The following is a 22,072-nucleotide window of genomic DNA, read 5'->3' as shown; positions in this document are numbered from 1 at the left end:
TGATTGTTGTTATCTGGCGTCGATTACTCTTGGTTCTTGTAATCAAAAATCTCTTTCGGCGTGACCATCTCGCCGGTGTTGTTACCCCAGGCATTCCGCTCGTAGGTAATCACCGCGGCCAGGTCCACTTCACTCAGCTGACCACCGAAGGCCTGCATCGCTGTGCCGGACTTACCATTCACGACGATATCGATATGCGCGGCCATGTCCTCTGTTGCGATCTGGCTGCCCTTCAGTGCCGGGAAGGCCGGCGGCATGCCAGTACCATCCGGCTGGTGACAGGAAGCACAGGCACTGGCGTAGGCCTTCTCGCCCCGTTCCATCAGCTCATCCAGGGTCCAGTCTTTCTCGGTCAGCTGGCGCTCGGTTTCTGCGGCGGCTCGCTGTTCGGCTACCCAGGCGTTGTATTCCTCTTCGGGCACCGCCTCCACTACCACCGGCATAAAGCCGTGGTCCTTGCCGCACAGCTCGGTGCACTGGCCGCGATAGATGCCCGGCTCGTCCACGCGGGTCCAGGTTTCGTTGATAAAGCCGGGGATGGCGTCTTTCTTCACACCGAACTCCGGCACCCACCAGGAGTGAATCACATCGTTGGCGGTGAGCAGGAAGCGCACTTTCTTGCCCACCGGAATCACCAGCGGGTTGTCCACTTCCAGCAGGTAGTTCTCACCCTTGGCCTGGCGGTTCTCGATCTGCTCCCTCGGGGTGGACAGGCTGGAGAAATAACCGAAATCGTCGTTGATGTACTCATAGCGCCAGCGCCACTGGTAACCGGTAACCTTGATGTCCACCTCGGACTCGCTGGTGTCGTACATCTCCACCAGGGTTGCCGTGGCAGGCACGGCCATGGCCACCAGAATGGCCAGGGGAATAATGGTCCAGAGGATTTCCACCACGGTGTTTTCGTGGAAATTGGCGGGCTTGGCACCCTGGGATTTACGATGGGCAAAGATCGACCAGAACATGACCCCGAACACCACCACACCGATGGCCACGCAGATCCAGAGAATGGTCATGTGAAGGCTGAAAATCTGGTTGCTGGTACCGGTTACCCCCGGAGCCATATTCATGGTCCAGTCCGCCATGACTACAGCCGGTGACAACAGACCAGCAGCTAGGGCAACTGCCCGCTTGGCATGCACGCGCATACTGTGTCTCCACAGAGTGTTATTCTTGTCGGATTTTGCGTCATCCCTCTGCGGTCTGTTCCGAAGCTCGCAACAGCGGAACCACCGAGAGTGAAAGCCTGCTTACGGATACATCAAATGTCAGTGTAGACACAGATCAAAAAAAGACTAAAAAATCATTAAACCTAAAATGGATAAGTAACCCGTTTTGATAAACAGAATTTATAAGGCCGTTGTTCGCCCTACCGATCGCCGCCTGTGGACACTGGCCTGGCCGCTGATGCTGACCAACCTCACCGTGCCCCTGCTGGGGCTGGTGGATACGGCCGTGCTTGGCCACCTGGACAGCCCGGAATACCTGGGCGCGGTGGCGGTGGGCGCCAACCTGTTCACCATCCTGTACTGGACCTTCGGCTTCATGCGCATGGGCACCACCGGCCTGGCCGCCCAGGCCTGGGGCCAGCGGGATGCCTTTGCCCAGGTGGCGCTGTTGCTGCGTTCGCTGTTGCTGGCCGTAGGCATTGGCCTGTTACTGATCCTGTTTCATCAGCCGCTGATTGCGTTGGGCCTGAAGTTGATGAACCCCAGCCCGGATGTTGCGGCACTGGCTGCGGAATACGCTGCCATCAGAATCTGGAGTGCGCCGGCGGTGCTGTGCCAGTACACCCTGGTGGGCTGGCTGATTGGCACCCAGTTCCCCCGCGGGCCCATGGTGATGCTGATCATCGCCAACGGCATCAACATCGTGCTGGACGTGTTCTTCGTGACCGTTCTGGGCTGGAACAGCCGGGGCGTGGCCATGGCCACCGTGATGGCCGAATACGGGGCCACCGCCATCGGTGTAATGATCGTGCTCAAACGCATGCCGGAGGGCCAGCAGCTGACCCGGGAGCTGTTCGGCAAGGTATCGGATTACCTGCGCATCCTGCAGGTGAACCGCTACATCATGGTGCGTACCATCACCCTGCTGCTGTGCCTGGCCTTCTTCACCGCCCAGGGTGCCCGGCAAGGGGATGTCATCCTGGCCGCCAATGCCGTGCTGATCACTTTCCTGCTGGTGATCTCCAATGCCCTGGACGGCTTTGCTAACGCGGCCGAAGCGCTGATCGGCGAAGCCATCGGCCGGGGCAGCAGGCGACGCTTCAAGGCGGTGTTCGCCAGCGCCCTGCGCTGGTCACTTTGGGGCGCATTGCTGCTGACCATCGGCTTTGTACTCGGGGGCCGCTGGCTGATCAGCCTGTTAACCGGCATTGAAGAAGTACAAACCACCGCCTGGCAATACCTGCCCTGGCTCTGGATGTTACCGTTCGCAGCGGTGTGGAGTTACCTGCTGGATGGAGTCTTCATCGGGGCGACCCGCACCCGGGAAATGCAGGACACCATGCTGTTCTCAGCGCTCGGCGTGTTTTTGCCGGTGTGGTGGCTGACGACCGGCTGGGGCAACCATGGCCTGTGGCTGGCACTGATCAGCCTGATGCTGGCCCGTGCCGGCAGTATGGGTTGGTTGTGCTGGCGCTACACCCGCCAGGATGTGTGGTTTCAGCCCCGCTAGGCAGCCGGGGTTTCGGTTTTCCGCAGGGGATTTTGCCGCCTGCCGGCAGCGCCATAAAAAATATTGGCTACACTGTTTTTAAACGGCAGGCAGTTCAGCTGGCCAGCCCGGCCGACTGCCACTTGGTTGCTCCTGGAGAAGGGGAGGCGCCTTGCGACCTCATTTTGTACCTACATCGGCATCTCCTGACATGACACCACAGGCAGTCCTCGAGATTATTGACCAGGCACGTCGCCAGGAAGCCCGCTCGGGGAGCTTTCTCCGGCAGCTGAAAGACAAGGCGACCAGGCTGCCGTCATCGATCGTAATCGACGGCCAGCCTGCCACCTGCCTGTTCCAGTTTGCCGTGGAATACATCGAAATGGCGCCACGGCTGATCGAGTGCGTAGACACCTGCGCCATCGACGCCGGCACCAAGCCCCTGTTCCAGCCATTCATTGATGCCGCTATCCGCTATTTCACCCAGCCCTCGGTGCTGCTGGTCCGCTACGACGGCCTCGACGGCCTGCTGATCCGGGCCTACCTGTGCCACCGGCTGATGGAAGAAATGCACGACAACAACCGCTCGATCCGGGCCGGCGAGCTGATAGACCTGGAAGCCACCCGGGCCAACCTGCTGGCCCACGAACTGATCGGCGAACCGTTCGCCAACGAGCTGGACGATGCCATCACCGTCACCGTGTTGCAGATTGCCGGCACCCCGGATTACTACGACCTGGACCTTGACCCCTTCGTGGAGCAGTTCAACAACCGGGCCTGGGACTGGATGCGCAATTACTGGGAAAACCTGCTGGAGCGGAACCACATCCGGTTTTCCCTTGGCCCGGCCCTGTAAAACAACATCCTGACCAACAAGTCACTGAATTTCTGTGCAATAACCCTGTATCCTTCGGCCGTCCATTCACTGTTCCGGAGGCTTGCCCTGTGCTTGAGAATACCGACCTTGGAAAACTGATTGTCCGGCTTACCCTCGGTGGCCTGCTGCTGTTTCACGGCATCGCAAAACTGTTTAATGGCATCGGTTTTATCGAGGCCCAGCTGGCCAGCCATAACCTGCCGGCGATACTGGCGTACGGTGTGTATATCGGGGAAGTGGTGGCACCACTGATGGTGATTCTGGGGTATCAGACCCGCATTGGCGCGCTGATCATTGTCTTCAACATGCTTGTGGCCATTGTGCTGGTGCACAGCCACCAGCTGCTGTCGCTGGCCGGTAACGGCGGCTGGGCACTGGAACTGCAGGGCTTTTTCCTGTTTACCGCGCTGGCCGTGGTGTTTATGGGGCCGGGCAAGTACAAGCTGAAGAACTAAGCCTCAGCCCCGGTCTGCCGGGGCAACAGCCTCATCACGCCACACCTCGACCCGGTTGCGGCCGTTGGTCTTGGCGGCATACAGGGCTTCGTCGGCACGGCGCACCAGCTCCTGGCTGCCCGCGCCGATGGCCGGGCGCATGGTGGCCACACCCACGCTGATGGTCAGCTCCACCGGTGTACCGCCCTGCCCGGAAGGAACGGGTTTACCCGCCACGGACTGGCGCATGCGCTCAGCCACCTGGCGGGCACCTTCGCCGTCTGTCGCCGGTAACAACACCGCAAACTCTTCCCCGCCATAGCGGGCTACCAGGTCGCTGGCGCGCAGAATCTCGCCCTGCAGGGTTGCTGCCAGCGAGACCAGGCAATCATCACCCACCAGGTGGCCAAAGCTGTCATTCACCTTTTTGAAGTGATCGATATCCAGCATCAGCAGGCTCAGCTCCTGGTCGTGGCGCATGGCCCGGTTCCACTCGATGTCCAGCTTGTCGTCAAAGCGCCGCCGGTTGGCGACCCGGGTCAGGCCATCGGTCAGGCTCATGGAGCGTAGCTGGTCGTTGGCCTGCTCCAGCTCCTCGGTGCGCTCCCGAACCCGGGTTTCGAGCATCAGGTTGGCTTCCCGCTGGATCTCCAGGGCATGCTCCTGGGCTTCCTGCCGGCGCCGGCGCTCCAGGTTGATGCGATAGGCCAGCGCCAGTGACAACACCACCACCTCGATAGCCACACCCACCTGGGGTGCTACCTCGATGGCCCGGTTGCTGGGAATCAAACCCAGCTTGGCCAGGGCCAGTAACAGGTGGGCAATCAGCAGCGGTGTCCAGGCCACCACATAGAAACCGGCCAATACCTGCCCGCGCCGCCACACCAGCACACCCACCGCCCACGCCGCTGCCGTCACGAAGGCCGCCAGGGTGCTGATCAGGGCAATGGCGTACTGATAGGAACCCAGAAATCCGTAACCGATGGCGAGCAGGCAGGCCATCAGCAATACCTGGAGTAACCGGTAAGCGCCCCGGCTGTATTGCCGCACCGACAGGAATTTCATGGTGAACACCAGGGCCAGCGACAGCCCCAGGGGAACCATAACAGCGGTCAGATACTGGTTGACCACCGGCAGGTCCGGCCAGAACCACTGGAACAGCAAGCCGTTGAAATTCAGCTGAACCAGGCCGGCACTCAGCACCGTGAGGACGTACCACAGATAAGTCGGGTAGCGAACAATGGCGAACAGAAACAGGTTGTACAGGGCCAGCGCCACCACAACACCAACGAACATGGCTTGCCAGCCATAGGCAATCTGCTCGTAGGCGAGGAATTCGGCCGACGGTGTGACTTTCACCGGTATCTGGATCGAACCCTGGGTTTTCACCCGCACCCAGGCGGTCACCGGTTCGGTATTGGAAGGCACCAGGAACACGAAGGTACGATGCTCTATCGGGCGGGAACGGAACGGCAGGGTATCGCCGGTATGCCAGGTTTCAACGATATTCCCGGCCTGCTCCCAATAAACAGATACTTCATCAAGCAGGGGATAGCCTACCTGCAGCAGCCGGTTACGGGGCTCGGGCGGAACCTCGACACGCAACCAGAAGGTACCGTCACTGAACCCGAGGTTCAGTACCGTATCGGCCTCGTGGGCCTGCCAGCGCTCCTTTGGCAGGCTGCGCACTCCGTCGATACCCAGTGAACCATCCGGCACCTCCAGCCATTGGAATCCCACTGGATCTGCCTGCGCTCCACCAGCACCCAGTGCCAGGAAAAGGCACAAAATGATTTGCAGAACAGCAGCGGAAAAGCCTTTCATTCAGGTTCGGAGTCCCGGTTGGTACGGTCAGGTATACTCTTCAGTTTAGCTCGAAACCGGCACTGGATCCCTTATCATTAGGGGATAAACCTGCACCACCACCCGCGAGGACAGCATGTCAGAACGAAAACACCCGATAGAACCGGGCCGCTACCGGCATTACAAAGGCCAGGATTACGAAGTGATCGGCGTGGCCCGCCACAGCGAAACCGAAGAGCCGCTGGTGGTGTACCGCTGCCTGTACGGCGACTACAGCCTGTGGGTAAGGCCCCTGGCCATGTTCCGTGAAACCGTGGAAGTGGCCGGCGAACAGGTACCGCGCTTTGCCCGGGTGGATGCTGACTGACCGTTACACAACCTCTTTGACTGATGCGGTCATTTCCTGCACATTAGCGCACTTTTCGTGCCGCCGGTGCCCAAAAGGTGCCGGTAAACCCAATATTCCTACCCGGAGTCTGCCATGAATGCCGTTGTTGCCGCGGTACTGATCATGCTCGTACTGAGCCTGTGCCGCATCCACGTTGTCGTTGCCCTGATCATCGGTGCCATTTCCGGTGGCCTGGTGGCCGGAATGTCCCTTGAAGACACCATCAATGCCTTCAACTCCGGCCTCGGTGGCGGTGCAACCGTGGCGTTGTCCTACGCCACCCTGGGCGCCTTCGCCGTGGCCATCGGCAAATCCGGCCTGGCCCACGCCCTGGCCGACAAAGCCCTGGCCATGGTAGGCCGCCAGGATGAAGGCGGCGCGGCCACCGGCATCCGCTTCATGATCATCGGCCTGTTGCTGGCCGTCGCCATTTCGTCCCAGAACATCCTGCCCATCCACATCGCCTTTATTCCCCTAGTGGTGCCGCCGTTGCTGTTTGTCATGGCCAAGCTGCACATGGACCGCCGGCTGGTAGCCTGTGTACTCACCTTCGGCCTGATTACCCCGTACATGTTCCTGCCAGTGGGCTTCGGCGGCATCTACCTGAATGAAATCCTGCTGGCTAACGTAGCCGACAACGGCGTAGACGCCAGCGAACTGAACGTCATGTCCGCCATGGCCCTGCCGGCCCTGGGTATGTTCATCGGCCTGCTGATCGCGGTGTTCTTCAGCTACCGGGGCGGCCGGGGCTACGACATGAAACTCATCGAACGCACCGAGCGGGTGGATGTGAAATACAGCCCGAAAACCCTGATCATGGCGCTGGTGGCCATTGTGGTGGCGTTTGTGGTTCAGCTCTGGCTGGGTTCGATGATCCTGGGCGCACTGGCCGGCTTTGTGCTGTTCAATGTTTCCGGTGTGGTGAAGTGGAAAGAAGCCGATGACCTGTTCACCGAGGGCATGAAAATGCTGGCGATGATCGGCTTCATCATGATCGCCGCCAACGGCTTTGCCGAAGTCATGCGGGAAACCGGCGAGATCAAGAGCCTGGTAGAGGGCTCTGTGGCCGCCATCGGTGAGAACAAGGCCCTGGCCGCACTGCTGATGCTGGTGGTCGGCCTGCTGATTACCATGGGTATCGGTTCGTCGTTCTCCACCATTCCCATCATCGCCGCCCTGTACGTGCCGCTGGCCCTGCAACTGGGTTTCAGCCCCCTGGCGATCGTCGCCCTGGTCGGTACCGCCGGTGCCCTGGGTGATGCGGGTTCACCAGCGTCTGATTCCACCCTCGGGCCAACTGCCGGCCTGAACGTGGACGGTCAGCACAACCACATCTGGGATACCGTGGTGCCTACGTTCCTGCACTACAACCTGCCGTTGCTCGCCTTCGGGTGGTTGGCCGCGATGGTGCTCTGACGCCGTTTTGGGAGCTTGCCGTCCTGATCGTAGCCTGCCTGTTTGGGGGGCATATTCTTGATCGTAGCCTGCTGGTTTTGGGGGCTGCGATGGGGTGGGTCAGGTTTTTTCCCTTGGAAATGCAACTCGCTGCGCTCAGACATCCATTTCCGGCGGAAAAAAACCTGACCCACCCCCTCACGTCGTACCAATGAGGGGTACGGAAGGAAAAGAAGAAAGAAGAAAAGAGAAAAAAGAAAGAAACCAAACCCTAATCAAACGATTTCCGTGCAGTTTGGCTTAGAGGGTACGGGGGTGCTTTTCTGCAGGGAAAAAGATGTCTGAGCGAAGCGAGTTGTTTTTCCCGGAAGAAAAGCACCCCCGTGGCCTCTAACCCCCCCAAAACCGGCAGGCTAGGGCCAGGGCCAGACCTACTCACCAGAGCCAGAGTCGGAATCGGAGCCAGATTTAAAGAACACCACCTGTTTGACGGTATGGTCATCGGTGTTGCCCTTTTTGTTTACCCGCGTTTCGATTTCCGGGGCCTCGGGCTGGGGCTGGTCGGACAACGCATCGGTGTAGCCGCAGGCCACGCATTCGCGAACCTGGTCGCCGGCGTCGGTGGTGAACATGGTAATTTTGTCCATCTCGGCGCAGCGGGGGCACACGGCGCCGGCGATGAAGCGTTTCGGACTTGCCATAACGTTACTCCAGAAGAACACCCGGTTGCCGATACGACAACCGGGGTGGATTGTATCAGGCAGCTTCGTCCGTGATGCCGGTTTGTTTCAGCAGGGCATCCACCTGCGGTTCGCGGCCCCGGAAGGCTTTGAACAGTTCCATGGGCTCCTGCGAGCCGCCTTTTTCCAGGATGTTGTGCAGGAAGGCCTGGCCGGTTTCCGGGTCGAAGATGCCTTTCTCTTCGAACAGGGAGAAGGCATCCGCTGCCAGCACTTCCGCCCACTTGTAGCTGTAGTAGCCCGCGGCGTAGCCACCCGCGAAGATGTGGGAGAAGCCGTTGGGGAAGCGGTTGAATTCCGGCGACTGCACCACCGCGATGTCTTCCCGCACCTTGCGGTGCATGTCCAGCGGGTTGGTGGGGGCTTCGTCGGTGAATTCCGCATGCAGGCGGAAGTCGAACAGCGAGAATTCGAGCTGGCGCACCATGCCCATGCCGGACTGGAAGTTCTTGGCCGCCAGCAGTTTTTGCAGCAGGTCTTCCGGCAGCGGTTCGCCGGTTTCGTGGTGGCTGGCAATCAGGGCCAGGGATTCCGGGTTCCAGCACCAGTTTTCCAGGAACTGGCTGGGCAGCTCCACCGCATCCCAGGCCACGCCGTTGATGCCGGATACGTCCATCACCTCCACCTGCGTGAGCATGTGGTGCAGGCCGTGGCCGAATTCGTGGAACAGGGTGGTGACTTCGTCGTGGGTCAGCAGCGACGGCTTGCCATCCACCGGCGGGGTGAAGTTACAGGTCAGGAACGCCACCGGCAGCTGCAGCTTGCCGCGCATATCGCGCCAGCGCACCCGGCAGTCGGCCATCCAGGCACCGCCACGCTTGCCCTGACGGGCGAACAGGTCCAGGTAGAACCAGGCGATGGGCTGGCCGTTGCGGCTAATGCAGTAGGCCTTGGCGTCTTCGTGCCAGGTTTCTACATCTGCGTGCTCTTCAATCTGCACATCAAACAACTTCTCCGCCACCCGGAACAGGCCCGGCACCACTTTATCCACAGGGAACCAGGGGCGCAGGGTTTCCGGGGAAATGTCGTACTGCTTCTGGCGCAGCTTCTCGCTGTAGTAGCCGATGTCCCAGGCCTGCAAGTCGTCCACGCCGTGCTCATCTTTCACAAACGCCTTCAGCTCGGCAATTTCCTTCTCTGCCTGAGGCTTCGACTTGCCCGCCAGCTGGTTCAGGAAATCCAGCACCTCGTCGGTATTTCGGGCCATCTTGGTAGCCAGAGACCGCTCCGCATAATTATCAAACCCGAGCAGTTGGGCCAGGGCGTGACGACGTTTGAGGATTTCTCCCATCACCGGCGTATTGTCCCAGGTACCCGCATCCGGGCCCTGATCAGAGGCGCGAGTGACAAACGCCTCGTAAACCTCCCGGCGCAGCTCCCGGTTGTCGCAGTAAGTCATCACCGGGTAGAAGCTCGGGAAATCCAGGGTAATCACATAGCCATCCAGCTCCTTCTGGCGGGCCGCCTGCTTGGCGCCCTCAATGGCGGTTTCCGGCAGACCGGACAGCTCGTCCACATCGGTAATGTGCTTGAACCAGTGCTGGGTAGCATCCAGCACGTTGTCGCTGAACTTGTTGGACAACTCCGCCAGCTCCCGGGACAGATCCGCATAACGCTTCTTCTTGTCCTCCGGAAGATCCACACCACCCAGACGGAAATCCCGCAGGATGTTTTCAATGGACTTGCGCTGGGGCTCACTCAACTCCTTGAAATCCTCCCGTGCAGCCAGCTTCTTATAGGCCTCGCACAGGGCACCGTTCTGGCTCACCTCCGTGCTGTACTCAGTCAGCTTCTCCAGGCAGTTCTTGTACACCTTGCGCAGGTCGTCGTTGTTCATCACACCATTGAGATGGGAAATCACCGACCAGGCGTTACTGAGCTTGTTCTCCAGCGCCTGCATGGGCTGGGCCAGGGTGTCCCAGGTGGGATCATCCTGCTGCGCCAGCTCCTGAATTTTCACGCGGTTTTCGCTGAGAATCTGGTCAATCGCCGTTTCCATGTGCTCGGTGCGGATGTGACCAAATTTCGGTAACAAATCATCTGTCAAAAGCGGGTTATTCATAGGTCCCCTTCTCAGCTGTCCGGGTTTAGGTTACTTTCAGGCAACTCCAATGCTTGGGGGAGTCTTTGGGAGGAGGGCTTTCCAAAAATTTGCGGAGCCATGGATGGCGGAGCAGAAGCGCCACAGGGATGTGCCGCAGGAGCGGTTTTTGGAAAGCCCTCCTCCCAAAGACTCCTTCCCCTCAATTCGAGGCCAGTCAAAAGGTATATGTAATGGCGAATGTACGAACTCACAAGGGTATCACACCACAATTTGGCGAACGCACCTGGGTAGACGATAGTGCGGTAGTCATCGGAGACGTTCAAATGGGTGAAGACTGCTCCGTCTGGCCCATGACCGTCATCCGCGGCGACATGCACAAAATCCGCATCGGCGACCGCTGCAGCATCCAGGACGGCTCCGTACTGCACATCACCCACGCCAGCGACTTCAACCCCGGCGGCTGGCCGCTGATCCTCGGCGACGACGTCACCGTCGGCCACAAAGCCCTGCTGCACGGCTGCACCATCGGCAGCCGCGTACTGGTGGGCATGGGCTGCACCGTCATGGACGGCGCCGTGGTGGAAGATGAGGTGATAATTGGCGCCGGCACTCTGGTGCCCCCGGGCAAACGACTGGAATCCGGCTATCTGTATGTCGGTTCCCCCTGCAAACAGGCCCGGGCCCTGAGCGACAAGGAAAAAACCTTCTTCAAATACACCGCGGCTAACTACGTGAAACTGAAAGACGAATACCTGAACGCCTCCGAATAACGACGCTTTCCGCCCCTGACATGGATCAATTTCTGATCAGGGGCGCCTTGAAAAATCTCCGCCTGAACCTACTTTCCTCAATAGCAGAAGTTCACGGAGTCCATCCGGGGGGCGCCACCGGCATGGAGCTGTTCCGCGAGCGAAGCTGAAGACAATCTCAGATTCGACATCGTTACAGGAGGAGTTCCCATGAGCAACATTACACGCTGGAATCCGATCAGCGAGTTTGATGACCTGATGAACCGCTACAACCGTATGTTCGGGCTGGTCCGTAATGAGCGGGAAGGCAAGGACCTGTTCAGCCGCAGTGACTGGGCACCGGCAGTGGATATCAAGGAAACCGCCGATGCCTTCACGGTAGAAGCCGAACTGCCGGGCATGAACAAGGATGATGTGAAGGTCACCGTGCACGACGGCGTGCTCACCATTCAGGGTGAACGCAAGAGCGAGGAAGAAACCAAGGACAAGAAGCTGCACCGCATCGAGCGTTTCTACGGCAGCTTCATGCGCCGGTTCACACTGCCCGACAACGTGGACGAGAACAGTGTGAAGGCTAACTTCAAGGATGGCATGCTGACGCTGACCCTGCAGAAGGCCGAGCCGAAAGAACCCAAGGCCATCGAAGTGGAAGTGCAGTAACCGCCCGGTTCAGTCGTTACGCAGCTCGTCGATCACGGGTGCGGTCTCAGGCCGCACCCCACGCCACACATAAAACGATTCTGCTGCCTGCTCCACCAGCATGCCCAGCCCGTCAAACACCCGGGTAGCGCCGTTGTCCTGCGCCCACCGGTTGAAGGTGGTGGTCTGCAGGGAATACATCATGTCGTACACCACCGTGTTGCCCCCCAGAATCGACGCCGGCACCGGCGGCAGGTCACCCTGAAGGCTGGCGCTGGTGCCGTTGATCACCAGGTCAAACGCTCCGGCTGCCTGTTCGAAACCGCAGGCAGAGAGTGCGGTATCACCGGCCTCACCGGCAAACAGGCGCACCAGCGCCTCGGCCTTGGCCACGGTGCGGTTGGCGATGGTCAGGCTGGCGGGTGCTTCTGCCAGGATCGGCCCCAGCACACCCCGCACCGCACCGCCGGCACCCAATACCAGGATACGCAGGCCTTTGAGGGCCACGCCGTGGTTGCGGGTTAGATCCCGCACCAGGCCAACACCGTCGGTGTTGTCAGCCACTAGGGCATCGTCGGCATCAAGGTACAGGGTGTTGGCGGCACCGGCTTTTTCCGCCCGTGGCGTGCGGTGTTCTGCCTGGGTCCAGGCCTGTTCCTTGAACGGTACGGTTACGTTCAGGCCTTTGCCGCCACGCTCGAAAAAGTGCCTGATGGTGCCCGTGAAATCATCCATGGGCGCCTGGATGGCGGTGTACTCCAGCGGCTCGTCGGTCTGGCTGGCAAACAGGCTGTGAATACGGGGGGATTTGCTGTGGCTGATGGGGTTACCCACCACCGCATAGAGTTCATTTGTCATCGCTTTGCTCCAGCCAGTTCCGTCCGGTCAGGAAATAATCCGTCAAACGCGCCTCTTCGCTGCCCGGCTCCGGCTTCCGGTCGTAGTCCCAGCGCACCAGCGGCGGCAGTGACATCAGGATAGACTCGGTGCGCCCGCCGGACTGCAACCCGAACAGGGTGCCCCGGTCGTACACCAGGTTGAACTCCACATAGCGGCCGCGGCGGTAAAGCTGGAATTCCCGCTCCCGCTCGCCCCAGGGCGTGTCCATCCGGCGCCGGACAATCGGCTCATAGGCTTCAATGTAACTGTCGCCCACCGCCTGCATAAAGGCAAAGTCCTGCTCGAAGTTTCCGGTGTTGTAATCATCGAAGAACAGGCCGCCCACGCCCCGGGGCTCCTGGCGATGCTTCAGGTAGAAATAGTCGTCGCACCACTGCCTGAACTTCGGGTACACCTCGTCGCCGAACGGCTGGCAGGCACTGCGGGCCGTTTGATGCCAGTGCACGCAATCGTCATCAAAGCCGTAGTAGGGAGTCAGGTCGTAGCCGCCGCCAAACCAGTACACCGGCTCGCCGTCCTTCGGGGTGGCAATGAAAAAGCGCACGTTAGCGTGGGAGGTGGGCACATAGGGGTTCTCCGGGTGTATCACCAGTGATACACCCATGGCCTGCCAGGGGGCACCGGCCAGGTGCGGGCGGTGGGCGGTGGCAGAGGCCGGCATGGTGTCGCCCATCACATGGGAGAAGTTCACCCCGCCTTTTTCAATCACACCGCCATCGGCCATCACCCGGCTGATACCACCGCCACCCTCCGGCCGGTCCCAGCTGTCACGAATGAAGGACGCGCGGCCATCCACGGCTTCCAGCCGCTGGCAAATGCGTTCCTGGAGGCCCAGAAGGTATTCTTTTACGGCCCGGGTATCCGGCTGCTGTGACATGCTTGCTCCTAACGAAACTGTTTTCCGGTAACGATATCAATAATCCGGCTGGGTTTGCGGTTGCCGCCCAGGGCGCCGGGCACGATGCGGTCGAGCTGGTTGCCGAAATAGCGGCGCACCTGCCAGATGTTGCGGGCCGGCTGGCGGCCAGCCGGGTTGCAGGAAGTCGACACCAGCGGCATGCCGGTGGCCTCGCACAGGTCGCGAACCACCGGGTGGTCACTCACGCGCACGGCAATGGTGCTGTGCCGGCCGCGAACCCAGTCCGGGATCTGTACCAGCACATCCGGCACCAGGCAGGTGATCGGCCCGGGCCAGTGTTGCTCGGCTTCCCATTGCAACACCCGGGGCAGGGGATCCAGCAGGAAGCGTACCTGCTCCACCGAGGCGGCCACCAGGATCATGCCCTTTTCCATGGGCCGCTGCTTGAGCTCCAGGATCCGCTCAACCGCGTCCTGGTTCCAGGGATCGCAGCCCAGGCCCCAGACTGCTTCGGTAGGGTAGGCAATCACGCCGCCGGCCAGCACGGTGCGCCGGGCACAGTGTAATTGCCAGGGATTCAGGGAAGACTTCGCCGCCATAGTGAAACCGGTCAATCCACACAGATTATGGGTGATGATGCACCGGTCAGCCGGCTCTCAGGTAGCCTCCCGGAGCCGAATGGGCCAGCCCTTCCAGTTCCAGTAACAACAGGGACTGCATCAGCTGGTCCGCTGGCAGGCCGGTGAGCTGGCCCAGTGCATCGGTAGATTGCGGATCATACCCCAAAGCCTCGAACACCGCGATTTCCCGGCTATCCAAACCGGCCAGCACCGGCCCTTTATCCACAGCCTCCCCAGCCTCCGGTTGCGCCTGCATGGACCACCAGGTGCCCAGCTCTTCCAGGATGTCATCAGCGGTTTCCACCAACCTGGCCCCCTGTTTGATCAACTGGTGGCAGCCCCGGGCTACCGGGCTGTGCACCGAACCGGGAATGGCGAACACTTCCCGGCCCTGTTCCAGCGCGGTGCGGGCCGTAATCAGCGAACCGCTCTTCAGGCTGGCCTCCACGACCAGTACACCCCGGCTAAGGCCACTGATAATCCGGTTACGCTGAGGGAAGTAGGCGGCCCGGGCCTGAGTGCCGGGCGGGTATTCCGAGACAATCAGGCCGTTTTCAATGATCCGGTGTGCCAGCTGCCGGTGCTGGGCGGGATACAACCGGTCGAGCCCGCAACCCACCACGGCCACGGTCGGATGGCCGGCATCCAGGGCACCCGCGTGGGCTGCACCATCAATCCCCAACGCCAGGCCGCTGGTTACCAGCAAACCCCGCCGGCCCAGCTCGGCAGCGAACTTCCGGGCATGGTCCAGGCCCGTACGGGTGGCATTTCGACTGCCCACCACGCCAACCTGGTCCTGCAGCAACAAGCCGGTATCGCCCAGTGCATATAGCAGCATGGGCGCATCGTGTATCTGGCGCAGGGCTTCCGGGAAGTGGTCATGGTGCTGGCCGATCAGCCGGATACCGTGCTGCCGGCATTGCGACCGGATTTTCATCAGTTCCGCCAGCACCGGGTGGGACAGGTCTTCGGCTTGCCAGCCATGGATCGCCGACATGGTTTCAGCCGACAGCCCCAGCGCTTTTAGGGTGGCCGGGTTCATCGACAAGACATCGGTCAGGCAGTCGGCATTGGCCAGCACCCGCTCGCGGGCACGGGTGGCAAAGCGGGGTAACAGGGAAAGCAGCAGCCACTGGTTGTCCAGCGACCGGTCAAGACTCGATACAGACATTTTTTCATCCTTGAAAACAACAATGGCCGGACACTCCGGTCCGGCCATTTTACCTCAGCACACAGGCCTGATCAGGCCCGGGCTCAGGGGTTAACTACCTTGTCGCCCACCGCCAGCGGGCGGGTCGCCTTGAGAATCAGGCCGTAGCTCATCTTCTCGTAGGTCTGGAACACCATCAGCAGGCCGGCACGCTCGGACGGCAGCTCGATGGTTTCATTGGTAACCGGGTCACGCACCAGGTTGCCACTCTTGAGAATGGCCATCACGTTGCCAGGCTTCAGGCCTTCACGCTCGCCACGGTTGATCGCCACCACGTTGTACTGGCCAATCTGGTTTACACCACCGTCTACCGAGATCATCACGCCTTCGATGTCCTGATCCGGAGAACTGGGCACAAAGTTGGTGGTCAGGCGACGGTCTTCGTTCACCAGCAGGCGATCGCCAATGCGCACTTCCTCGCTGGACTTGTTCAGGTTAACGGTCAGGACGTCACCGTCCTCAGCCGCAACGGTACCACGGGCAATGCTGCGGGCTTCCAGGCCCAGGAATTCGCCGGTTTCCGGATCACGGAATTCCTTGCTGCGGCGGAACACACCCACGCGGTCGGCGGGCTTCTCGCCACGGGCGTAGATCTTGTCGCCGGCACCAGTAATGATGCGGCTGTCTTCACCTTCCAGCACGTAGGGCGCGCCGTTCAGTTCTTCCGGCGACACAATGCGGGTATCGGTCAGGAAGCTGGCAATGGCGTCCAGCGGGATGGCAGGAATTGGCGTGTCGATGGCTTCAGAGCGAACCTGCGGCGACAGCTTCACCACATCGCTGGTGGCCACCTTGGTGATGCGTGGCTTGCCGTCGATATACACCAGTGCCAGGCGATCGCCCGGGTAGATCAGATGAGGGTTGGCAACCTGCGGGTTCACGTGCCAGATTTCCGGCCAGTACCAGGGGTTATTCAGAAATCGCCCTGAAATGTCCCAAAGGGTATCCCCTTTCACGACAGTGTAACGCTCAGGATGATCAGCCCTGAACTCGGGTTCTGCATGGGCCCAGGAGGTAAACAGCAGCGCCGTGGCTGCCAGAGCGTACAACAGTTTCCTCATTGTCTGTATCCTTGATCGCGTGCCTAGAATCTATGCGTTAGGTAATGCCGCTGCGGTATGACGGCAGCTTATTACGTTGTTATTCCCGTTACTATAGAAGAAGTCTGGCGATTTGTGATGTTATCTTTTGTTCTTCCAGTGAATTCTTTGGTTTCCCTGAAAGATTTTAGCTATCGACTGATCAGTTTGTACTCAATCGGTAATTTATCGGATAATACAGGCCAAGACGTTACTTCATGATAGGTTCATGAAGAAATTTTGCGCAGACCGCTGTCGCATTTCAGAGAAGCCAAGGCACTATGATTCTAGAAATTCTTGAGTATCCGGATCCCCGTCTTCGCACCATCGCCAAGCCTGTGAATGAGGTGACCGACGAAATCCGCACCCTGATCGACGATATGTTCGAGACCATGTACGATGCCCGCGGCATCGGCCTGGCGGCTACCCAGGTAGACGTACACAAGCAGATCATCGTGATGGACCTGTCCGAAGACAAGAGCGAGCCCCGGGTATTCATCAACCCGAAGGTGGAAGTGCTGGACGGAGACCTGGAAGCCATGCAGGAAGGCTGCCTGTCGGTACCAGGCTTCTACGAAGACGTGAAGCGTATCGAACACTGCCGGATTACCGCCAAAGACCGTAACGGCGAAGAGTTCGTCCTTGAAGCCGAAGGCCTGCTGGCCGTGTGTATCCAGCATGAAATGGATCACCTGAACGGCAAGCTGTTTGTGGATTACCTCAGCTCGCTCAAGCGCAACCGCATTCGCAAGAAGCTGGAAAAGCTGCACAAGCAGAGCGCCTGAGACAATGGCTGAAGCATCGCCAGCGCAGAACTGAATTCAGACCGGGTTACGACCCGGTTTTTTCGTATCAACGACACAGAGAAGCAACCACCGTGCGCATTGTTTTTGCCGGAACACCGGATTTTGCCGCCATTGCCCTGAAGGCCCTGCTGGAAGCCGGCCATAATGTGGTGGGCGTATACAGCCAGCCCGACCGCCCTGCTGGCCGTGGCCGCAAACTCATGCCCAGCCCGGTCAAACAGGTGGCACTGGATGCCGCCATTCCCGTGTTCCAGCCGGTCAGCCTGAAGCCCGAAGAGGCCCAGCAGGAGCTGGCGGCACTGCAACCGGATGTAATGATCGTCGCCGCGTACGGTTTGATCCTGCCCAAAGCCGTGCTGGAGATCCCGACCCACGGTTGCCTGAATATCCACGCCTCCCTGTTGCCGCGCTGGCGCGGTGCCGCTCCGATCCAGCGGGCCATTGCCGCCGGCGATGCCGAAACCGGTATTACCATCATGCAGATGGATGAAGGCCTGGACACCGGTGCCATGCTGCTGAAAGTGAGCACTCCGATAAACGCCGACGACACCGGCGGCAGCCTGCACGACCGACTTGCCGACATGGGCGGCGAAGCCATCGTGGACGCACTGGCCCGGCTGGCACAAGGGGAGCTGACCGGTGAGCCCCAGAACGATGCCGACGCCAACTACGCCCACAAGCTGTCCAAGGAAGAAGGCCACATCGACTGGAGCCGCAGCGCCACCGACATCGAACGACTGATCCGCGCCTTCAACCCCTGGCCCGGCACCTTTACCGACCTGGGCGAACAACGCATCCGCATTCACCGGGCATCTGCGCTGGAGCAGGGCAGCGGCAAAGCCCCCGGCACGGTACTGAGCCGGGAGCGGGATAGCGTTGAGGTGGCCTGCGGCACCGGCAGCCTGAAAATCACCTCGGTCCAGTTGCCGGGCAGCAAGGCCCAGAGCATCAACGACCTGATCAACGGCGGCAAGCAAGTACTGTTGCCCGGCCAGGAGCTGAACTGACCATGGCCTACCAGCCCCTGCCGTTTCGTGCCGTCGCCGCCAACGTGTTGCTGGCGGTAGAAAACGGCCAGTCATTAACCCAATGCCTGCCGCCGGCCCTGAACCAGTTGCCGCCGGAACAACGGCCCCAGCTGCAAGCCATCTGCTATGGCACCTGCCGCTGGTTTCACCGGCTTGACGGCGAGCTGAACCAGCGCCTGAAAAAGCCCCTGCGCAAACCGGACCGGGTGATTCACCACCTGATGCTGGTGGCCCTGTTCCAGCTGAGATTCAGCGAACAAGCCACCTACGCGGTGTTGAACGAAACCGTAGAAGCCTGCCGGGCGCTGGACAAGCCGCACCTGACCGGGCTGGTCAACGGCGTATTGCGGGCGGCGGAAAGGGAAGGGGCGCCGGAGCCGAACGACGACAGCAGCCGCTACAGCCACCCGGTGTGGATGGTGGAAAAGCTGCGCCACAACTGGCCGGAAGACTGGCAGGCCATTCTGGACGCCAACAACACCCAGGCCCCCATGACCCTGCGGGTCAATGCCCTGCGTTTCCGCCGTGAGGAATACCTCGATTTGCTGGCCGAGGCCGGTATTGAAGCCAGGCCAACCCGTTTCGCCCCCCACGGCATTCAGCTGGAACGCCCGGTACCGGTCGAGCGCCTGCCCTGGTTCGAAGATGGTGGTGCCAGCGTTCAGGACGAAGCCGCCCAGCTGTGCACCACACTGCTGGACCTGCAACCCGGCCAGCGGGTACTGGATGCCTGCGCCGCGCCCGGCGGCAAGACCTGCGCCATCCTGGAAGCCTGTGGCGAACTGGATGAAGTGGTCGCCATCGACGAATCCGCCGAGCGCCTGCCCCGGGTCCAGGAAAACCTCGACCGGCTCGACCTGCACGCTACCCTGACCCAGGCCGATGCCGCCGATATCGACAGCTGGTGGGACGGCACCCCGTTCGACCGCATCCTGCTGGACGTACCCTGCAGCGCCACCGGCGTGATCCGCCGGCACCCGGACATCAAACTGCTGCGCCGGGAGTCCGACATTGTGCCCCTGGCCAGCATCCAGCTTGGCCTGCTCGACGCCATGTGGTCTATCCTGAAACCGGGTGGTCGGCTGGTGTATGCCACCTGCTCGGTGTTTCCCCAGGAGAACCACCGTATAATCCAGCGATTCCTCAAGCAGCAGGAACAGGCAACGCTGGTTCAGATCAATGCCGACTGGGGCCGCGACATGGACACCGGGCGCCAGCTGCTACCAGACCCGGACAGCCACGACGGCTTTTTCTATGCCGTGCTGGAGAAACCTGACGCATGAAAATCCTGATTCTCGGCGCCGGCCAGGTGGGCGGCACCCTCGCTGAAAACCTGGCCAACGAAGCCAACGACATCACCGTGGTGGACAACGACAGCGTGCGCCTGCGGGAACTGCAGGACCGGCTGGATATCCGCACCATGCACGGCCGGGCCTCGTACCCCACCATCCTGAAAGATGCCGGCGCCGAAGACGCCGACATGGTGATTGCGGTAACCAACAGCGATGAAACCAACATGGTGGCCTGCCAGGTCACCAAGCTGCTGTACAAAACCCCCACTACCATCTGCCGGGTGCGTGCCGGGGCCTATCTGGGCAAGCAGGAACTGTTCTACAACAAGGACACGGAGAAAGAGCTGGACCGTTTGCGGGGATTCCCGATCGACGTACTGATCAGCCCGGAACACCTGGTGACCCAGCACATCACCCGGCTGATCGAATATCCCGGCACCCTGCAGGTACTGGAATTCTCAAAGGGCCAGGCAAGGCTGGTAGCCATTCGGGCGACCCAGGGTGGCCCGCTGGTCGGGCGGGAGCTGTCTTACCTGCGCACCCACATGCCCAAGATCGACACCCGGGTAGCGGCCATCTTCCGCAAAGACCGCGCCATCATGCCCCAGGGCGACACGGTGATCGAAGACGGCGACGAGGTGTTCTTCATTGCCGCCGCCGACCACATCCGCTCGGTGATGAGCGAACTGCAGCCGCTGTCCAAACCCTACAAGCGCATCTTTATCTGTGGTGGCGGCAACATCGGCTACCGCCTGGCCAACACCCTGGAAAGCCGCTACCAGGTCAAGATCCTGGAGCGGGACCACGAGCGCTGTGTGATGCTGTCCGAGCGCCTGCAGAAAACCGTGGTGCTGGAAGGCAATGCCGCCAACAAGGACATCCTGCTGGAAGAAAACATCGAAAGCACCGATGTATTCTGTGCCGTTACCAACGACGACGAAGCCAATATCATGGCATCGTTGCTGGCCAAGCGCCTGGGTTCCCGCAAGGTACTGACCCTGATCAACAACCCGGACTACGTAGACCTGATCCAGGGCGGCGACATCGACGTGGCGATCTCGCCCCAGCAGACCACCATCGGCAGCCTGCTCACCCACGTGCGCCGTGGCGACGTAGTAAATGTTCACTCACTGCGCCGGGGCGCGGCCGAGGCCATCGAAGCGATTGCCCATGGCGATCACCGGTCCTCCAAGGTGGTGGGCAAGCGGCTGGATGAAATCCACCTGCCGCCGGGCACCACCATCGGGGCCATCGTGCGCCATAACGAAGTGCTGATCGCCCACGACCACCTGCGGGTGCAGCCGGACGACCACGTGATCCTGTTCCTGGTGGACAAATCCCGCATCCGGGATGTCGAAAAACTGTTCCAGGTGGGCCTCACCTTCTTCTGATTGACCCCAGACAAAACAACACCCTGGCTGGCACTTAGAAATGCAGCGCCAGCCAGCGTATAATGCGCGTTTTCATTTTTCGGAGTGCTCCGCAAAGCGGGGCGCCACACACAGACTGACCAGCAGGCAAACGTCGTGACAGACAAGGCAACCAACAACTCCGCGCCGGATATCAAGACCTTCCAGGGTCTGATCCTGGCATTGCAGAATTTCTGGGCGCAGCACGGCTGCGTGGTTCTCCAGCCCCTCGACATGGAAGTGGGCGCCGGTACTTTCCACCCGGCCACTTTCCTGCGCTCCATCGGCCCGGAAACCTGGAACTCCGCCTACGTTCAGCCCAGCCGCCGCCCCACCGACGGCCGCTACGGCGAAAACCCGAACCGCCTGCAGCATTACTACCAGTTCCAGGTAGTGCTTAAGCCGTCACCGGACAACATCCAGGAGCTGTACCTGGATTCCCTGCGTGCCCTGGGCCTGGACCCGCTGGTGCACGACATCCGCTTTGTGGAAGACAACTGGGAATCCCCGACCCTGGGCGCCTGGGGCCTGGGCTGGGAAATCTGGCTGAACGGCATGGAAGTCACCCAGTTCACCTACTTCCAGCAAGTGGGCGGACTGGAATGCTATCCGGTCACCGGCGAGCTGACCTACGGCCTTGAGCGCATTGCCATGTACATCCAGGGCGTGGACAGCGTGTACGACCTGGTCTGGACCAACGGCCCGGATGGCGTGGTCACCTACGGCGACGTTTTCCACCAGCAAGAGGTGGAGATGTCCACCTACAACTTCGAACACGCCGACACCGAGTTCCTGTTCCACAGCTTCGATGTGTACGAGCGGGAAAGCGCCCGCCTGATCGAAGCCGGCCTGCCGCTGCCCGCCTACGAGCAGGTACTCAAGGCCTCCCACACTTTCAACCTGCTGGACGCCCGCCACGCCATTTCCGTGACCGAGCGCCAGCGTTTCATCCTGCGCGTACGCACCCTGGCACGTTCAGTCGCCCAGGCCTACTTCGAAAGCCGCCGCAAGCTGGGCTTCCCGCTGGCTCCGGAGCATCTCCGCAAGGAAGTACTGGCCGCCGCTGAAGCCGCCGACGCCAAGGCAAGCAAGAAGGGCAAGAAAGCCAACAAGGCACCGCAGGAACAGGGGAACGCATAATC

21 protein-coding genes are annotated in these 22,072 nt (G+C 60.6%); 12 read left to right on the top strand and 9 right to left on the bottom strand.

Features of this window, described 5'->3' with window-relative positions:
* Nucleotides 1-23: 23 nt before the first annotated feature.
* Complete coding sequence (gene coxB, locus B9Q17_RS04870; protein ID WP_482805297.1) at nt 24-1,085, bottom strand: cytochrome c oxidase subunit II; 1,062 nt, start codon at nt 1,083-1,085, stop codon at nt 24-26.
* A 322-nt stretch (nt 1,086-1,407) separates the two neighbouring features.
* On the opposite strand from coxB, the gene B9Q17_RS04865 reads away from it, so the two are divergent.
* The 3 genes from B9Q17_RS04865 (at nt 1,408) to B9Q17_RS04855 (ending at nt 3,990) form a co-directional block, all read left to right on the top strand.
* Nucleotides 1,408-2,679, top strand: a complete 1,272-nt coding sequence (locus tag B9Q17_RS04865; RefSeq protein WP_094624543.1) for an MATE family efflux transporter — start codon at nt 1,408-1,410, stop codon at nt 2,677-2,679.
* Between the two features lie 190 nt (nt 2,680-2,869).
* Entirely contained in the window at nt 2,870-3,514 is a 645-nt protein-coding gene (locus B9Q17_RS04860) for a hypothetical protein (protein ID WP_022990449.1), read from the top strand.
* An 89-nt stretch (nt 3,515-3,603) separates the two neighbouring features.
* Nucleotides 3,604-3,990 (top strand): DoxX family protein, encoded by a 387-nt coding sequence (locus B9Q17_RS04855; RefSeq protein WP_022990448.1) that lies wholly within the window; start codon nt 3,604-3,606, stop codon nt 3,988-3,990.
* A 3-nt stretch (nt 3,991-3,993) separates the two neighbouring features.
* Here the strand turns inward: B9Q17_RS04855 and B9Q17_RS04850 are convergent, their stop codons facing one another.
* Entirely contained in the window at nt 3,994-5,709 is a 1,716-nt protein-coding gene (locus B9Q17_RS04850; RefSeq protein WP_244177315.1) for a sensor domain-containing diguanylate cyclase, read from the bottom strand.
* Between the two features lie 199 nt (nt 5,710-5,908).
* Between B9Q17_RS04850 and B9Q17_RS04845 the strand changes: the two genes are divergently transcribed.
* Both B9Q17_RS04845 and B9Q17_RS04840 read left to right on the top strand, forming a co-directional pair.
* Nucleotides 5,909-6,139 (top strand): DUF1653 domain-containing protein, encoded by a 231-nt coding sequence (locus B9Q17_RS04845; protein ID WP_094624342.1) that lies wholly within the window; start codon nt 5,909-5,911, stop codon nt 6,137-6,139.
* 114 nt (nt 6,140-6,253) lie between these two features.
* On the top strand, nt 6,254-7,576 hold the full coding sequence (locus B9Q17_RS04840) for a Na+/H+ antiporter family protein (RefSeq protein ID WP_094624341.1): 1,323 nt from the start codon (nt 6,254-6,256) through the stop codon (nt 7,574-7,576).
* A 410-nt stretch (nt 7,577-7,986) separates the two neighbouring features.
* On the opposite strand, the gene B9Q17_RS04835 is transcribed toward B9Q17_RS04840, so the two are convergent.
* Together B9Q17_RS04835 and prlC are read right to left on the bottom strand one after the other, a co-directional pair.
* Entirely contained in the window at nt 7,987-8,256 is a 270-nt protein-coding gene (locus B9Q17_RS04835; protein WP_022990444.1) for a YheV family putative zinc ribbon protein, read from the bottom strand.
* A gap of 55 nt (nt 8,257-8,311) precedes the next feature.
* Nucleotides 8,312-10,357, bottom strand: a complete 2,046-nt coding sequence (prlC, locus tag B9Q17_RS04830; protein WP_094624340.1) for an oligopeptidase A — start codon at nt 10,355-10,357, stop codon at nt 8,312-8,314.
* A gap of 212 nt (nt 10,358-10,569) precedes the next feature.
* On the opposite strand from prlC, the gene B9Q17_RS04825 reads away from it, so the two are divergent.
* Nucleotides 10,570-11,109: a gamma carbonic anhydrase family protein gene (locus tag B9Q17_RS04825; protein WP_094624339.1), complete on the top strand. Its 540-nt coding sequence runs from the start codon at nt 10,570-10,572 to the stop codon at nt 11,107-11,109.
* A 189-nt stretch (nt 11,110-11,298) separates the two neighbouring features.
* A complete protein-coding gene (locus B9Q17_RS04820) occupies nt 11,299-11,748 on the top strand; it encodes an Hsp20/alpha crystallin family protein (protein WP_022990440.1) in 450 nt (149 codons plus the stop codon).
* Nucleotides 11,749-11,757: 9 nt separating this feature from the next.
* On the opposite strand, the gene aroE is transcribed toward B9Q17_RS04820, so the two are convergent.
* The 5 genes from aroE to B9Q17_RS04795 all read right to left on the bottom strand — a co-directional run bounded on the left by aroE (nt 11,758) and on the right by B9Q17_RS04795 (nt 16,377).
* Nucleotides 11,758-12,585 (bottom strand): shikimate dehydrogenase, encoded by an 828-nt coding sequence (gene aroE, locus B9Q17_RS04815; RefSeq protein ID WP_094624338.1) that lies wholly within the window; start codon nt 12,583-12,585, stop codon nt 11,758-11,760.
* Nucleotides 12,575-13,504 (bottom strand): oxygen-dependent coproporphyrinogen oxidase, encoded by a 930-nt coding sequence (gene hemF / locus B9Q17_RS04810; protein ID WP_094624337.1) that lies wholly within the window; start codon nt 13,502-13,504, stop codon nt 12,575-12,577. Before hemF ends, aroE begins: the two co-directional genes overlap by 11 nt.
* An 8-nt stretch (nt 13,505-13,512) precedes the next feature.
* On the bottom strand, nt 13,513-14,085 hold the full coding sequence (gene tsaC / locus B9Q17_RS04805; protein ID WP_094624336.1) for an L-threonylcarbamoyladenylate synthase type 1 TsaC: 573 nt from the start codon (nt 14,083-14,085) through the stop codon (nt 13,513-13,515).
* A gap of 46 nt (nt 14,086-14,131) precedes the next feature.
* Nucleotides 14,132-15,277 carry a DNA-processing protein DprA gene (gene dprA, locus B9Q17_RS04800; protein WP_244177314.1) on the bottom strand — a complete coding sequence of 382 codons (1,146 nt, stop codon included), beginning with the start codon at nt 15,275-15,277 and terminating at the stop codon, nt 14,132-14,134.
* Between the two features lie 83 nt (nt 15,278-15,360).
* The gene (locus B9Q17_RS04795) at nt 15,361-16,377 is read right to left on the bottom strand and encodes a LysM peptidoglycan-binding domain-containing protein (protein WP_022990435.1); all 1,017 of its coding nucleotides are present in this window, start codon (nt 16,375-16,377) and stop codon (nt 15,361-15,363) included.
* Nucleotides 16,378-16,676: 299 nt separating this feature from the next.
* Between B9Q17_RS04795 and def the strand changes: the two genes are divergently transcribed.
* From def to glyQ, 5 genes are all read left to right on the top strand, one after another.
* On the top strand, nt 16,677-17,180 hold the full coding sequence (gene def, locus B9Q17_RS04790; protein WP_058342206.1) for a peptide deformylase: 504 nt from the start codon (nt 16,677-16,679) through the stop codon (nt 17,178-17,180).
* A gap of 92 nt (nt 17,181-17,272) precedes the next feature.
* Complete coding sequence (gene fmt / locus B9Q17_RS04785) at nt 17,273-18,208, top strand: methionyl-tRNA formyltransferase (RefSeq protein ID WP_094624333.1); 936 nt, start codon at nt 17,273-17,275, stop codon at nt 18,206-18,208.
* 2 nt (nt 18,209-18,210) lie between these two features.
* Complete coding sequence (rsmB, locus tag B9Q17_RS04780) at nt 18,211-19,512, top strand: 16S rRNA (cytosine(967)-C(5))-methyltransferase RsmB (protein WP_094624332.1); 1,302 nt, start codon at nt 18,211-18,213, stop codon at nt 19,510-19,512.
* Nucleotides 19,509-20,912 (top strand): Trk system potassium transporter TrkA, encoded by a 1,404-nt coding sequence (trkA, locus tag B9Q17_RS04775; protein ID WP_094624331.1) that lies wholly within the window; start codon nt 19,509-19,511, stop codon nt 20,910-20,912. The genes rsmB and trkA overlap by 4 nt, the downstream gene beginning before the upstream one ends.
* Before the next feature lie 135 nt (nt 20,913-21,047).
* Nucleotides 21,048-22,070 (top strand): glycine--tRNA ligase subunit alpha, encoded by a 1,023-nt coding sequence (gene glyQ, locus B9Q17_RS04770; RefSeq protein WP_022990430.1) that lies wholly within the window; start codon nt 21,048-21,050, stop codon nt 22,068-22,070.
* Nucleotides 22,071-22,072: the final 2 nt, after the last annotated feature.

The organism is Marinobacter vinifirmus (genome assembly GCF_002258215.1).
Classification (GTDB): domain Bacteria; phylum Pseudomonadota; class Gammaproteobacteria; order Pseudomonadales; family Oleiphilaceae; genus Marinobacter; species Marinobacter vinifirmus.
Note: the sequence above shows the minus strand (reverse complement) of the source record. Positions and strands in the feature narration are given on the sequence as shown.